This window comes from Actinoplanes sp. NPDC051633, assembly GCF_040681735.1.
Classification (GTDB): domain Bacteria; phylum Actinomycetota; class Actinomycetes; order Mycobacteriales; family Micromonosporaceae; genus Actinoplanes.
In genome coordinates this window covers 1-13,003 of the sequence record NZ_JBFAZH010000083.1, presented here as the reverse complement: position 1 = coordinate 13,003, position 13,003 = coordinate 1, and the positions used below count along the sequence as shown (strand labels likewise).

Here is a 13,003-nt window from a genome sequence, read left to right as displayed (position 1 = left end):
GCCGGCCCGCGTTCTTACCCAGAAGGTGCAGGACGGCGTACGCCGGACCGTCCTGCCCAGCGGTCTGCGCATCGTCACCGAGACCATCCCGACCACCCGCAGCGCTTCGGTCGGGGTGTGGGTCAACGTCGGGTCGCGCGACGAGACCGCCACCATGTCCGGCGCCTCCCACTTCCTCGAGCACCTGCTCTTCAAGGGCACCGAGAAGCGCACCGCGCTGGACATCTCCGCGGAGATCGAGGCGGTCGGCGGCGAGACCAACGCCTTCACCACGAAGGAGTACACCTGCTACTACGCGCGGGTGCTGGACGCCGACCTGCCACTGGCGGTGGACGTGCTCTGCGACGCGGTGGCCTCCTCGATCCTCGACCCGGCCGACGTGGAGACCGAGCGTGGCGTGATCCTCGAGGAGATCGCTATGCACGAGGACGAGCCCGGTGACGAGGTGCACGACGTCTTCACCGAGGCGATCTTCGGGCCGGCGACGCCGCTCGGGCGGCTGATCTCCGGCACCGAGGCGACGATCTCGCCGATGACGCGTACCCAGATCAACGGCTTCTACCGCCGCCGCTACACCGCCCCGCGGATCGTCATCGCGGCGGCCGGCAACCTCGAGCACTCCACCGTGGTCAAGCTGGTGCGCAAGGCGCTGGCCGGGACACCGCTCACCGCGACGGAAGCGGCCCCGGAGAAACGGCGGCCGGCCGGAAAGATCAAGACACTGCCGGCGCAGACCATCGTGCGCAACCGCGAGACCGAGCAGGCGCACCTCGTGCTCGGCGGCATCGGGATCGGCCGGCTCGACGAGCGGCGGTTCGCGCTTGGCGTGCTGAACAACGTGCTGGGCGGCGGCATGTCGAGCCGGCTGTTCCAGGAGATCCGGGAGAAGCGCGGGCTCGCGTACTCGGTCTACTCCTATGACACGCAGTACGCCGACGCGGGCACGCTCGGCGTCTACGCCGGATGCGCGCCCGGCAAGGTCGACGAGGTGCTCGACCTGACCCGCACGGAGCTGGCCGCGGTCGCCGCCAAGGGCGTGACGGCCGAGGAGCTGGCCCGCGGCAAGGGCATGGTCAAGGGCGCGTACGTGCTCGGGCTCGAGGACACCGGCTCCCGGATGAGCCGGATCGCCAAGTCCGAGATGCTCTACGACGACCTGATGAGCGTCGACGAACTGCTCGCCCGGGTCGACGCGGTGACCCTCGACGAGGTGAATCAGATCGCCGCCGAGTTGCTCGGCCAGCCGATGTCCCTGGCCATGGTGGGTCCGCTGTGACCGCGACCCTCACGCCGTCGCCGCCGAAGGACACGATGACGAAGCGGCGCGTCATCGGGATGACCGTCTGGGCGGTCGTGTTCGCCGTCGGCACGTACTTCATCGGCGTGCCGACCAGCGATCCGCTGATCGCGTTCGGCTGGCTGTGGCTGGCCACCATCGCGTGGCGCAACGACCGGCCGTGGCGCGAGCACCTGCGCTTCCTGCGCGACTGGCTGCCGATCTGCGTGCTGCTGGCCGTCTACAACATCTCCCGCGGCTACGCCGACAACCTCTTCGAGCCGCACGTGCATCCGCTGATCGCCGCCGACCGGCTCCTCTTCTTCGGTCACGTGCCGACCGAGTGGCTGCAACAGCACCTGTACGAGCCCGGAGTCGTGCAGTGGTGGGAGGTGGTCGTCTCGATCGTGTACTTCTCGCACTTCCTGACCGTGCCGACCATCGCGGTGCTGCTCTGGATGCGGTCGCGTCCACAGTGGGCGCGGTTCATGCGCCGGTGGTTCACGCTGTGCGTCGCCGGGCTGATCACGTACTTCCTGTATCCGGCGGCGCCGCCGTGGTGGGCGGCCGAACCGGAGCACGGCTCGCTGGTCCAGGTCACCCGCATCTCCACCAACGGCTGGGACGCGATCGGTCTGCACGGCGCCGGCAACACGCTGAACGCGCTGCAGGTGGAGGCGTCCAACCCGGTCGCGGCGATGCCGTCGCTGCACACCGCGTTCGCGATGATGGCGGTGGCGTTCTTCCTGCCGATGGTGCGCCGTCGCTGGTGGCCGCTGCTGCTGGCGTACCCGCTCGCGATGACCTTCACGCTCGTCTACACGGCCGAGCACTGGGTGATCGACGTGCTGGTCGGCTGGGCGTACGTCGGTCTGGTGTTCATCGTCGTGGGGTTCGCGGAGCGCTGGTGGCGCAACCGTTTAGGGTGACGCTGTGACAGACGTGCAGGAATCGATCCGGGTCGGCGTGCTCGGCGCCCGCGGCCGCATGGGCAAAGAGGTGTGCAAGGCGGTCGACGCGGCGGACGACCTCGAGCTGGTCGCGATGGTCGACGAGGGCGACTGGCTGTTCAACGCGGCCGACGCCGGCGCCCAGGTGCTCGTCGACTTCACCACGCCCGACGTCGTGATGGACAACCTGCACTGGGCGGTGGACCAGGGCATCAACATGGTGGTCGGCACGACCGGCTTCACCGAGCAGCGGCTCGGCCGGGTGCGGACCCTGCTCGAACACAAGCCTGGCGTGGGCGTGGTGATCGCCCCGAACTTCGGCATCGGCGCGGTGCTGATGATGCAGTTCGCGCAGAAGGCGGCCCGCTACTTCGAGTCGGTGGAGATCATCGAGCAGCACCACCCGCGCAAGCTGGACGCGCCCTCGGGCACGGCGACGCACACCGCACGCCTGATCGCGGCGGCGCGGGCTGCCGCCGGTTGCGCCCCGATGCCGGACGCGACCAAGGAGGAGCAGGCGGGCGCGCGCGGGGCCGAGATCGACGGGGTCCGGGTGCACGCGGTGCGGGCGGCGGGCCTGGTGGCCCACCAGGAGGTGCTTTTCGGTACGGCCGGCGAGACGCTGACGATCCGGCACGACTCGCTGGACCGGTCGTCCTTCATGCCGGGCGTGCTGATGGCGGTCCGGGCCGTCATGAACCGTCCGGGCCTGACGATCGGCCTCGACGCGATCCTCGACTGACGCTCCGCCGTCGGTCCCACCGCGAGGCGCGCCGCCACCGGCGCGTGCCTCGGCACGCCGCCACTCCGCCGCGCGCCTTGGGGACGCTGCGAAGCCGCGGCGCGGCGGGCCGCCGCCACCCCCCACCCCGGCACTGGGTGGGCCTGAAGTTACGGCACGGGTACGACGTTTTCGCGGCGTCGTCCACAGGCCCTCGCCGCCCGCAGCGCGATCACCGCCATCGCCCCGGCGACCAGCGCCGCCGCACCGGTGATGGCCGCGAACGACTCGTCGAGGCCCACGTGCCGATGCACCGCCACGCCCAGCGACCCCAGCAGCGCGATGCCCAGCGCCCCGCCCAGCTCCGCGCCCGTCTCCGAGACCGCGCCCGCCGTGCCCGCCTGCTCCGGCGGCGCGCCCGCCACCACCAGGTCGGTGGCCAGCGTGAACGCGGGAGCCAGGCCGAACGAGACGACGATGCCGCCGGCGACGATGCCGGCCACGCCGCCGGTGACCGCGATGAGCGCGTAGCCGGCGGCGATCACGAGCAGGGCGACGCCGATGACCCGCACCGGTGGGAAGCGGCGGACGGCGACCGGGCCGACAGCCGTGGCGGCCAGGTAGGCCAGCGTGGGCGGGACCGTCCACAGCCCGGCGGTGAGGGGCGAGAGGCCGAGCGCCACCTGGAGGTGTCGCGCGGTGGCGACCTGTGTCCCGTAGAGGGCGAAGAACGTGAGCGCGTTGGCGAGCAGGGCGACTCGGACGGTGGGGGCCCGGAACGGCGCCGGGTCGATCATCGGGCGTACGCGGCGGCGCTGCCGGCGCACGAACGCCGCGCCGACGAGGACACCGGTCGCGGCCGCGGCGACCGTGCCGGTGACGCCGCCGCCCTCGGCGACGTGCTTGATCGCGTACACGATGGCCAGAAGCGCGACCAGGCTCTGCGCCGCACCGATCACGTCGAAGCCATCTCCCTCGGGTTGGCGGAACTCCGGCAGCAGGCGCGGGCCGAGCGTGAGCAGCAGCACCGCGACCGGCACCGCCAGCAGGAAGACCGCGCCCCACCAGAACGCCTCCAGGAAGACGCCGCCGACCACGGGCCCGAGCAGGCCGCCGAGGGAGAAGCTCGCCGCCCACACGCCGAGCGCGACCGTGCGCCGCCGCCCATCGGGGAACATCCCGCGGATCAGGGCCAGCGTGGAGGGCATCAGCGAAGCCCCGGCGAGGCCCATCAGCATGCGGGCGACCACGAGTTCGGTCGCCGTGCCGGCGAAGGCGGCGACCAGCGAGGCGACGGCGAAGAAGGACACCCCGACCAGCAGCAGCCGGCGCCGGCCGACGCGGTCGCCGAGCGCGCCCATCGCCAGCAGCGCGCCCGCCACCAGGAAGACGTACCCGTCCACGATCCAAAGCAGCTGGGCCGGGCTGGGCCGCAGGTCGGCAGCGATCTTCGGCACCGCGAGGTTGAGCACGTGCGCGTCCATCGCCACCAGCAGGCAGGGCAGGACCAGCACGGCGAGCCCGGCCCACGGACGAGAGTTGGCTGTAACGCTACTAGTCATGTCTTCACGTTACGATTGCTCGTCGGATCGCGCAACGCGATGAGCGCCTTTAATGCGTTACCATGGTGAGATGGTGGTCGAGCCGCTGGATCTGGTCGCGCTGGTGAACGACTGGGGTACGCAGCCGCGTGCGGTCGGGCATCGAGAGGCGCCCGGCGCGGACGCCGAGAAGACCGCCGTTGCCGACCGGGTGCACGCGGTCTTCGCCGAGGGCGATCCGGACCAGCGGGCGGCCGCGGTGACCGCGATGCTCGCCGAGACGGAGGTACGCCCGGAGATGGCCGTCGCCGAAGGCGGGCTGGTCGCCGTGTGGCGGGTGCCCCGGGCGGCCGACGCCCTGCTCGCGTCGGCGGCCCTGGCGCTCCGCGACCATCTCGCTGAGCACCCGGACCGCCTGGGCATCTGTGCCGACCGGCAATGCGCCGACGTCTACCTCGACGTCTCGCCGGCCGGTCGTCGCCGCTTCTGCTCCCTCACTTGCCAGAACCGTGCGCGGGTCGCGGCCTTCCGGGCGCGCCGTCAGGCGACCGGGAGCTGACCTTCCCCGAGATCTTCCACGGACAACGCCGTGTGCAGCCGCACCTGGGGGACGAGCATGTCGTCGACGTCCAGGGCCCGGGCCGCTCCGTCGGGCTCCCAGCCGGTCGAGGTCAGGAACTTCTTCATCGCCACGTCCGCGTCGTACGCCCACGCCACCGCGGACTTGAACCCGTCGTCGCGCCAATGGTCGACGGCCGCGGCCAGCAGCCGGCTGCCGTGCCCGCGGCGCCCCCAGCGCGGCTCGATCAGCAGGTCGGTGATCGCCGCGACGTCCTCGCCGAGCGGCGGCTCCTCGGGCGCGAGCGCCTGCTCATCGGCCGGCCCGGCCGCGCAGAACCCCACCGTCGTGTTGGCGCTCTCCGCCTGCTCGACCGCGACCAGCACCCGGTGCCGCTGGGACGGTGGCGCGGTGATCGCCTCGGTCCACCCACGTTCCAGGTACGCCTCATCGAGACTGGCCAGCACGTGCGCGGGGAACATCCGCCGGTACGCCGTCCGCCAGGTGCTGAGCTGGATCCGGGCGATCTCCGCGGCGTCCGAGGGGCGCGCGGGGCGCACGAAACCAAGTGCCATCGGACGAGCCTACTGGGTTGCCTCGGGGCTCAATTTTGTCGTACCCCTCAATTAACGTGCTCCTTGCCATGAACGACAGCCTCTCCATCGCGCAGGCCCGCCGCATCACGCTCGCGGCCCAGGGCTTCACCGACCCCAAGCCGGGCGGCGCCACCGACATGCGCCACCTGCGCCGGGTGCTGCGCCGGCTGCACCTGATCCAGATGGATTCGGTGAACGTGTTGCAGCGCGCCCACTTCATGCCGCTCTACAGCCGCCTGGGCCCTTACCCGACCGAGCTGATCGAGCGGGCGGCCTACCGCAAGCCGCGGGAGCTCTTCGAGTTCTGGGGGCACGAGGCCTCGCTGATCACCACCGACCTGCAGCCGCTCTTCCGGTGGCGGATGGCCAAGGCGGCCGACTACGCCTGGGGCAACATGACCCGCATCGCCCGGGAGCAGCCCGACCTGGTCCAGTGGGTGCTCGACGAGGTGCGGGCGCGCGGCCCGATCACCGCGGCCGAGATCGAGCACGACGCCCCGCGGCGCACCGACCACTGGGGGTGGAACTGGTCGGTGGTCAAGCAGGCGCTGGAGTGGCTCTTCTATTCGGGGCAGGTCACCGCGGCCGAGCGCACCACCTCGTTCGCCCGGCGCTACGACCTCACCGAGCGGGTGCTGCCGCGCGCCGTGCTCGACGCGCCGACGCCTGCCTACCCCGATGCGGTCCGGGCCCTGGTCCAGCTCTCCGCCCGCGCGCTGGGCGTGGCCGCCGAGGGTGAGCTGCGCGACTATTTCCGGCTGCCGGTCGAGGGCTTCAAGCAGGCCGTGTCCGAGCTGGTCGAGGATCACGTGCTGACCCCGGTGACGGTCCGCGGGTGGAAACAGCCGGCCTACCTGCACCACGACGCGAGGATGCCGCGGTGGGTCCGCGCCGCGACGCTGGTCAGCCCGTTCGACCCGCTGATCTGGGAGCGATCGCGCACCGAGCGGCTCTTCGACATGTCCTACCGCATCGAGATCTACGTCCCGGCGCCCAAGAGGCTGTACGGCTACTACGTCCTGCCGTTCCTGCTGGGTGATCGCTTCGCGGCCCGGGTCGACCTCAAGGCCGATCGCAAGGCGGGCGTGCTGCGCATCCCGGCGGCCTGGCTCGAGCCGCACGCCGATCAGGAGGAGACGGCCGCCGCGCTGGCCGTCGAGCTGCGCCGGCTGGCGGGCTGGCTGGGCCTCGACGAGGTGGCGCCACCGGTCCGGGGCGACCTGGCCGGTGCTTTGGCCGCGCAGGTACGGTGACGACCATGACCACGTTCGCCGGCCCCGACCGGATCAGCCGCCTCTTTCACAGGGTGTGGTTCGGGTCGCCGGTCTGGGTCGCCCCGGCCGCCGCGCTGGCGTGCATGGGGAGCGCGATGGTCTACACCCAGGCCACCCATCCGACCGTGGCCGAGGCCGGCGCCGCGCCCAGTTGCCTGCTCAAGCTCACCACCGGCTTCATCTGCCCGGGCTGCGGCGGCACCCGCGCGGCCTGGTTCCTGATGCACGGCGACATCCCGGCGGCGGCCCGGCACCACGCGGTCTTCGTCTTCGCGGTCCCGTTCCTGCTGTGGATGTACGTCGCCTGGGCCGGTCGGCGAGTCTTCGGCTGGAATCTCCCGCAGCTCAGCCTGACGCCTAAAGTGATCGGCGCGTTCCTGGCGGTGTGGGGCCTGTGGAGTGTGTTGCGCAACCTGCCCTGGGCGCCGTTCACCTGGTTCTACGTGTGACTTGAGGAGTGCGTTGTGGCGGTCGACACGCAGTATGAGGACCTGCTGCGCAGGGTGCTCGAGACCGGGGTGCCGAAAGGGGACCGCACCGGCACCGGCACGGTCAGCCTCTTCGGCGAGCGGCTGCGCTACGACCTGTCCGACTCGTTCCCGCTGATCACCACCAAGCGGGTGCACTTCAAGTCGATCGCGGTCGAGCTGCTCTGGTTCCTGCGCGGCGACAGCAACACGGCGTATCTGAAGGAGAACGGCGTCACCATCTGGGACGAGTGGGCCGATCAGAACGGCGACCTCGGCCCGGTCTACGGCCATCAGTGGCGCAACTGGCCGACCCCCGACGGCGGCAGCATCGACCAGATCACCAACGTGCTGCAGACGTTGCGCACCAACCCCGACTCGCGGCGGATGCTGGTCTCGGCGTGGAACGTCGCGGACCTGCCCGACATGGCGCTGGAGCCGTGCCACGCGATGTTCCAGTTCTACGTGGCCGACGGCCGGCTGAGCTGCCAGCTCTACCAGCGCAGCGCCGACATGTTCCTCGGCGTGCCGTTCAACATCGCCAGCTATGCCCTGCTCACCCGCATGATCGCGGCGCAGGTCGGGCTGGCGCCGGGCGATTTCGTCTGGGTCGGCGGCGACTGCCACATCTATTCGAACCACGTCGAGCAGGTCCGCGAGCAGCTGACCCGCGAGGCATTCCCCTTCCCGCAGCTGTCGCTCGCCGAGAAGCCGTCGTTGTTCGACTACACGTACGAGGACTTCACGCTGGTGAACTACCGGCACCACCCCGCCCTGCGCGCGCCGGTGGCGGTATGACGATCCACATGATCTGGGCCGAGGCCCGTGACCATGTGATCGGCGCCGGCGGGACGATCCCGTGGCGGATTCCGGGGGAGCTGGCGCTGTTCAAGCAGCGCACTCTCGGCTCCACGGTCGTCATGGGCCGCCGGACGTGGGAGTCGCTGCCCCGAAAGCCGCTGCCGGGCCGCCGCAACCTGGTTCTGACGTCGCGCCCGATCGAGGGCGTCGAGACGGCGTCCTCGGTCGAGGAGGTGCTGGGGGCGGAGACCGACTTCTGGGTCATCGGCGGGGGCGGCGTCTACGCGGCCTTCCTGCCGCATTCCGAACATATCGTCCGAACGGAGATCGACCTGGATGTCCCGGGTGACGCGTGGGCTCCGGAGATCGGCGACGGCTGGTCGGCCGCGCCCGGTGAGTGGCAGATCACGGACACCGGCGTGCGGTGGCGCGTGGTGGAGCACCTACGGATGGAAGCGCCGCGAAAAGCCTGACCGCCGTCCGATAGGTTGTCGGGTATGACGCAGGACCCGCGGCCCTTCGGCCGGCTGCTGACGGCGATGGTGACTCCGTTCGGCCCGGACGGCTCACTCGACGTCAAAGGCGCGCAGGAACTGGCCACCTATCTGGTGGACGAGCAGCGCAACGACGCGCTCGTGATCAGCGGCACCGGCGGCGAGTCGCCGACCACGACGGACGCGGAGAAGGAGACCCTGATCCGCGCGGTCAACGAGGCCATCGGCGACCGAGCCAAGATCGTCGCGGGCGTGGGCACCAACAACACCGCGCACACGCTCGAGCTCGCCCGCTCGGCGGAGAAGGCGGGGGCGCACGGCCTGCTGGTCGTGACGCCGTATTACAACAAGCCTCCGCAGGCCGGCATCGCCAAGCACTTCACGACCGTGGCCGACAGCACCGCGCTGCCGGTGATGGTCTACGACATCCCGCATCGCGCCGGTGTGCCGATCGCCACCGAGACGATGTTGCGCATCGCCGAGCACCCGGCCATCGTCGCGGTCAAGGACGCCAAGGGCGACATCGAGGGCACCTCCGAGGTGCTGCGGCGCACCGACCTCGCGTACTACTCCGGCGAGGACGCCGCGACGCTGCCCTGGCTGTCGATCGGGGCGGTCGGCGTGGTCGGCACCTCGACGCACTTCACCGGCGCCCTCGTCAAGGACATGATCCTGGCGTACGAGAGCGGCGACGTGGCCCGCGCGCTGGAGCTGCACCGCAAGACCTTGCCGCTGCTCGTCGGCATCTTCCGGGCCCCCGGCACGATCCTGGTCAAGGCCGGGCTGAACGCACTGGGCCGTCCCGCGGGCCCCACCCGCCTCCCGCTGGTGGACGCCACCGGCGAGCAACTGGACCAACTGCGAAAGGACGCTGCCGAGGCCGGCATCGTCCTCTGACATCGGAAAGACATAAATGAGTCAAGCTCACGTGGAGCTGGAATCGCCTCCACCACTGCCCGAGGGCGCCCTGCGCGTCATCCCGCTCGGCGGCCTCGGGGCCATCGGCCGCAACATGACGGTCTTCGAGTTCGACGGGAAACTGCTGATCGTCGACTGCGGGGTGCTCTTCCCCGACGTCGAGCAGCCGGGCGTCGACCTGATCCTGCCGGACTTCGCGCCGATCCTCGACCGGCTCGACGACGTGCAGGCGATAGTCCTCACCCATGGGCACGAGGACCACATCGGGGCGGTGCCCTACCTGCTGGCACACAAGCCGGACATCCCGCTGGTCGGCTCGGAGTTCACCCTGGCGCTGGTCGAGGCCAAGCTGGCCGAGCGCCGGCTGGACCCGTACACCCTGACCGTGCGGGAGGGGCGGCGCGAGCAGCTCGGGCCGTTCGAGTGCGAGTTCTTCGCGGTGAACCACTCCATCCCGGACGCGCTGGCGGTGGCCGTGCGTACCCCGGCCGGTCTGGTGCTGCACACCGGTGACTTCAAGATGGACCAGGTGCCGCTGGACGGCCGGATCACCGACCTGGCCGGCTTCGCCCGGCTCGGCGCCGAGGGTGTCGACCTGCTGCTCTCCGACTCCACGAACGCCGAGATCCCCGGCTTCGTCACGCCGGAGCGCGACATCGGCCCGGTGCTGAACTCGATCTTCGGCAAGGCCAAGGGCCGGATCATCGTGGCCAGCTTCGCCTCGCACGTGCACCGGGTGCAGCAGGTGATGGACGCGGCCTACGAGTACGACCGCAAGGTCGCCCTGATCGGCCGGTCCATGGTCCGCAACATGGGCATCGCCCGCGACCTGGGCCTGCTGCGGATCCCCGAGGGCCTGCTGGTCAGCATGGACGAGGCCACCACCTCGCCGCCGGACGAGATCGTCTTCATGTCCACCGGCTCGCAGGGCGAGCCGATGAGCGCGCTGGGCCGGATGGCCAACGGCGACCACCGGCACATCTCGATCGAGCCCGGCGACACCGTGGTGCTGGCCAGCTCGCTCGTGCCGGGCAACGAGACCTCGGTCTACCGGGTGATCAACCGGCTGGCCCGGGCCGGCGCGACCGTGGTGCACAAAGAGACCGCGAAGGTGCACGTCTCCGGTCACGCCCCGGCCGGTGAGCTGCTCTACCTGCTCAACGTGACCCGCCCGAGCAACCTGATGCCGGTGCACGGCGAGTGGCGCCACCTGCGCGCGCACGCCCAGCTCGGCATCGAGAGCGGCGTCGCGCCCGACCGCGTGGTCCTCTGCGAGGACGGCGACGTGGTCGACCTGGTCGAGGGTCACGCCCGCCACGTCGGCAAGGTCAAGAGCCGTTACGTGTACGTGGACGGCCTGGCCGTGGGCGACGTCAGCGAGTCGCTGCTGACCGAGCGCCGCATCCTCGGCGACGGCGGCTTCATCTCGGCGACCGTGGTCATCGACTCGGTCACCGGCAAGGTGGTCGGCGAGCCCAGCATCTCGGCGAAGGGCTTCTCCGAGGACCCGCAGGCGTTCAATCCGGTGATCCCGCTGCTCACCCAGGCGCTGCACCGGTCGGCGGAGGACGGCATCACCGATCCCCATCAACTGCAGCAGGTGGTGCGCCGCACGGTGGGCCGATGGGTGAACGACGCCTATCGACGGCGACCGATGATCGTACCGACCGTCGTCGAAGTTTAGATCGGCCTGAACCTTTCCGATCAGGCTGAACCTTTCGATCCCTGCCTCCGTATCCCCGGGCACGGCGCCGCCCCCACGGCGCCGCTAGCGAGGGGAGTACGGAGTATGCAGCGCAAGCGGATCGCCGTCGCGGCGGTCGCGGTAGCGGCGACGGGGGCAGCGGTGATTTTCACCCTGCCCTCGATGGCGGGTACCTCCCCGTCCCGTGACACGGCCCCGCGTGTCGCGGCTGGTGACGTCGCACCACAGCTTCTCGCCGCCATGAAGCGCGACCTCGGCGTCGACGGTGACCAGGCGCGGGCCCGGCTCCAGCGCGCCCGGTGGGCGAGCGGCGTCTCGTCGACGCTGGCGGTGAAGACCGGCAGCGACTACGCCGGCGCGTGGCTGACCGACGGCGGCATGACGCTCAAGGTCGCCGTGACCGATCGCGCCGCTGCGAAGCAGGTGGCCGCGGCGGGTGCGCAGCCGGTCCTGGTGGAGCGCAGCGAGCAGGAGCTGGACGCCGCCAAGGAGAAGCTGGACGCGGCCCGCTCCGACGCCGGCGACCTGGTCGGCTGGTTCGTCAGCGCCGCCACCAACAAGGTGGTCGTCCAGGCGAAGAAGGGCGACACCGAGTCGGCGTGGGCGTTCGCGAAGGCGGCCGGGCTGGACCGCGATGACGTGGCGGTCGAGACCGCCGCGCCCGCGAAGCCGCTGGCCGACATCCGCGGCGGTGACCCGTACATCATCAACGGCAACGCGCGCTGCTCGGTCGGCTTCTCGGTGGAGGGCGGCTTCGTCACCGCCGGCCACTGCGGCGCCGAGGGCGCCGACACCGCCAGCATCCAGGGCGCGGCGCAGGGCGAAGTCGCCGACTCGGTCTTCCCCGGCAGCGCCGACATGGGCTTCGTCCGGACCGACGCCGACGAGAACCCGCTGCCGCTGGTCAACGACTTCGAGGGCAACCTGCTCCCGGTGGCCGGCAACACCGAGGCGCCGGTCGGCGCGCCGGTCTGCCGGTCGGGCAGCACCACGGGCACCTTCTGCGGCGTGATCCAGGCCAAGAACCAGACGGTGGTCTACCCCGAGGGCGCCGTCTCCGGCCTGACCCAGACGGACGTCTGCGCCGAGGGCGGTGACTCCGGCGGGCCGTGGCTCTCCGGCGACCAGGCCCAGGGCGTGACCTCCGGCGGGTCCGGCGACTGCACGCGGGGCGGCATCACGTTCTTCCAGCCGGTCAACGAGATCCTGGCGGCCAACAACCTGACCCTGCTGACCCAGGGTGGCCAGGAGCCGCCGGCGGAGGAGCCCCCGGCGGAGGAGCCTCCGGCCGATGAGCCCCCGGCCGACGAGCCGCCCGCGGACGAGCCGCCCGCCGATGCCGCGGCGTGCCCCGAGCTGCCGGTGCAGATGCAGGGTTCGCTGTCCCGGCCGCGTCTCGGCCAGGCACAGCCGAGCAACGGGGCGTTCCGGGCCCGGGCCGGCGAGCAGACCGCCTGCCTGCAGGGACCGGAGGGTGCCGACTTCGACCTGGTGCTGCAGCGGCGTACGCTGCGCGGCTTCCGGACCGTCGCGCAGGCGACCGGTGACGAGGCCGTCAAGCAGCTGACCTTCAACGGGCGGGCCGGCACGTACCGGTACGTGGTCGTCTCGTCCAGCGGCAGCGGCGACTACACGCTGGGCGTCAGCACGCCGTAACACCCAGATCCGCAGCACACCCAGATCTGCTGCCCCGCGCCGGTC

The 13,003-nt window shown here is 71.2% G+C and carries 13 protein-coding genes; 11 read left to right on the top strand and 2 right to left on the bottom strand.

Annotated features, from left to right (window positions below):
- The first annotated feature begins 25 nt into the window (after positions 1-25).
- Genes AB0M20_RS07755 through dapB form a run of 3 tightly spaced genes read left to right on the top strand, consistent with a single transcriptional unit; the run spans position 26 to position 2,968 of the window.
- Complete coding sequence (locus AB0M20_RS07755; RefSeq protein WP_364295454.1) at positions 26-1,276, top strand: pitrilysin family protein; 1,251 nt, start codon at positions 26-28, stop codon at positions 1,274-1,276.
- A gap of 35 nt (positions 1,277-1,311) precedes the next feature.
- On the top strand, positions 1,312-2,205 hold the full coding sequence (locus AB0M20_RS07750; RefSeq protein ID WP_364295451.1) for a phosphatase PAP2 family protein: 894 nt from the start codon (positions 1,312-1,314) through the stop codon (positions 2,203-2,205).
- A gap of 4 nt (positions 2,206-2,209) precedes the next feature.
- Complete coding sequence (dapB, locus tag AB0M20_RS07745) at positions 2,210-2,968, top strand: 4-hydroxy-tetrahydrodipicolinate reductase (RefSeq protein ID WP_364295448.1); 759 nt, start codon at positions 2,210-2,212, stop codon at positions 2,966-2,968.
- Between the two features lie 149 nt (positions 2,969-3,117).
- Here dapB and AB0M20_RS07740 read toward each other — a convergent pair whose 3' ends face one another.
- A complete protein-coding gene (locus AB0M20_RS07740) occupies positions 3,118-4,509 on the bottom strand; it encodes an MFS transporter (RefSeq protein ID WP_364295445.1) in 1,392 nt (463 codons plus the stop codon).
- A 70-nt stretch (positions 4,510-4,579) separates the two neighbouring features.
- On the opposite strand from AB0M20_RS07740, the gene AB0M20_RS07735 reads away from it, so the two are divergent.
- The gene (locus AB0M20_RS07735; protein WP_364295442.1) at positions 4,580-5,047 is read left to right on the top strand and encodes a CGNR zinc finger domain-containing protein; all 468 of its coding nucleotides are present in this window, start codon (positions 4,580-4,582) and stop codon (positions 5,045-5,047) included.
- Here AB0M20_RS07735 and AB0M20_RS07730 read toward each other — a convergent pair.
- On the bottom strand, positions 5,029-5,622 hold the full coding sequence (locus AB0M20_RS07730; protein ID WP_364295439.1) for a GNAT family N-acetyltransferase: 594 nt from the start codon (positions 5,620-5,622) through the stop codon (positions 5,029-5,031). The genes AB0M20_RS07735 and AB0M20_RS07730 overlap by 19 nt on opposite strands.
- A gap of 68 nt (positions 5,623-5,690) precedes the next feature.
- Here AB0M20_RS07730 and AB0M20_RS07725 point away from each other — a divergent pair, with 68 nt between their 5' ends.
- The 7 genes from AB0M20_RS07725 (at position 5,691) to AB0M20_RS07695 (ending at position 12,958) form a co-directional block, all read left to right on the top strand.
- Positions 5,691-6,896, top strand: a complete 1,206-nt coding sequence (locus tag AB0M20_RS07725) for a crosslink repair DNA glycosylase YcaQ family protein (RefSeq protein WP_364295436.1) — start codon at positions 5,691-5,693, stop codon at positions 6,894-6,896.
- Between the two features lie 5 nt (positions 6,897-6,901).
- Complete coding sequence (locus AB0M20_RS07720; RefSeq protein ID WP_364295433.1) at positions 6,902-7,366, top strand: DUF2752 domain-containing protein; 465 nt, start codon at positions 6,902-6,904, stop codon at positions 7,364-7,366.
- Positions 7,367-7,381: 15 nt separating this feature from the next.
- On the top strand, positions 7,382-8,182 hold the full coding sequence (locus AB0M20_RS07715) for a thymidylate synthase (protein WP_364295430.1): 801 nt from the start codon (positions 7,382-7,384) through the stop codon (positions 8,180-8,182).
- Positions 8,179-8,658 carry a dihydrofolate reductase gene (locus AB0M20_RS07710; RefSeq protein WP_364295427.1) on the top strand — a complete coding sequence of 160 codons (480 nt, stop codon included), beginning with the start codon at positions 8,179-8,181 and terminating at the stop codon, positions 8,656-8,658. The genes AB0M20_RS07715 and AB0M20_RS07710 overlap by 4 nt, the downstream gene beginning before the upstream one ends.
- Before the next feature lie 24 nt (positions 8,659-8,682).
- On the top strand, positions 8,683-9,576 hold the full coding sequence (gene dapA, locus AB0M20_RS07705; protein WP_364295424.1) for a 4-hydroxy-tetrahydrodipicolinate synthase: 894 nt from the start codon (positions 8,683-8,685) through the stop codon (positions 9,574-9,576).
- A gap of 16 nt (positions 9,577-9,592) precedes the next feature.
- Complete coding sequence (locus AB0M20_RS07700; protein WP_364295421.1) at positions 9,593-11,281, top strand: ribonuclease J; 1,689 nt, start codon at positions 9,593-9,595, stop codon at positions 11,279-11,281.
- 183 nt (positions 11,282-11,464) lie between these two features.
- A complete protein-coding gene (locus AB0M20_RS07695) occupies positions 11,465-12,958 on the top strand; it encodes a S1 family peptidase (protein ID WP_364295418.1) in 1,494 nt (497 codons plus the stop codon).
- The last annotated feature ends 45 nt before the right edge of the window (positions 12,959-13,003 follow it).

What these genes read in the sequence shown, in the direction of transcription:
- AB0M20_RS07750 (WP_364295451.1), top strand. Translation starts at nt 1,312, where the DNA reads ATGACGAAGCGGCGCGTCATCGGGATGACCGTCTGGGCGGTCGTGTTC.
- AB0M20_RS07740 (WP_364295445.1), bottom strand. Translation starts at nt 4,509, where the DNA reads ATGACTAGTAGCGTTACAGCCAACTCTCGTCCGTGGGCCGGGCTCGCC.
- AB0M20_RS07735 (WP_364295442.1), top strand. Translation starts at nt 4,580, where the DNA reads ATGGTGGTCGAGCCGCTGGATCTGGTCGCGCTGGTGAACGACTGGGGT.
- AB0M20_RS07730 (WP_364295439.1), bottom strand. Translation starts at nt 5,622, where the DNA reads ATGGCACTTGGTTTCGTGCGCCCCGCGCGCCCCTCGGACGCCGCGGAG.
- AB0M20_RS07725 (WP_364295436.1), top strand. Translation starts at nt 5,691, where the DNA reads ATGAACGACAGCCTCTCCATCGCGCAGGCCCGCCGCATCACGCTCGCG.
- AB0M20_RS07720 (WP_364295433.1), top strand. Translation starts at nt 6,902, where the DNA reads ATGACCACGTTCGCCGGCCCCGACCGGATCAGCCGCCTCTTTCACAGG.
- AB0M20_RS07710 (WP_364295427.1), top strand. Translation starts at nt 8,179, where the DNA reads ATGACGATCCACATGATCTGGGCCGAGGCCCGTGACCATGTGATCGGC.
- dapA (WP_364295424.1), top strand. Translation starts at nt 8,683, where the DNA reads ATGACGCAGGACCCGCGGCCCTTCGGCCGGCTGCTGACGGCGATGGTG.
- AB0M20_RS07700 (WP_364295421.1), top strand. Translation starts at nt 9,593, where the DNA reads ATGAGTCAAGCTCACGTGGAGCTGGAATCGCCTCCACCACTGCCCGAG.
- AB0M20_RS07695 (WP_364295418.1), top strand. Translation starts at nt 11,465, where the DNA reads ATGGCGGGTACCTCCCCGTCCCGTGACACGGCCCCGCGTGTCGCGGCT.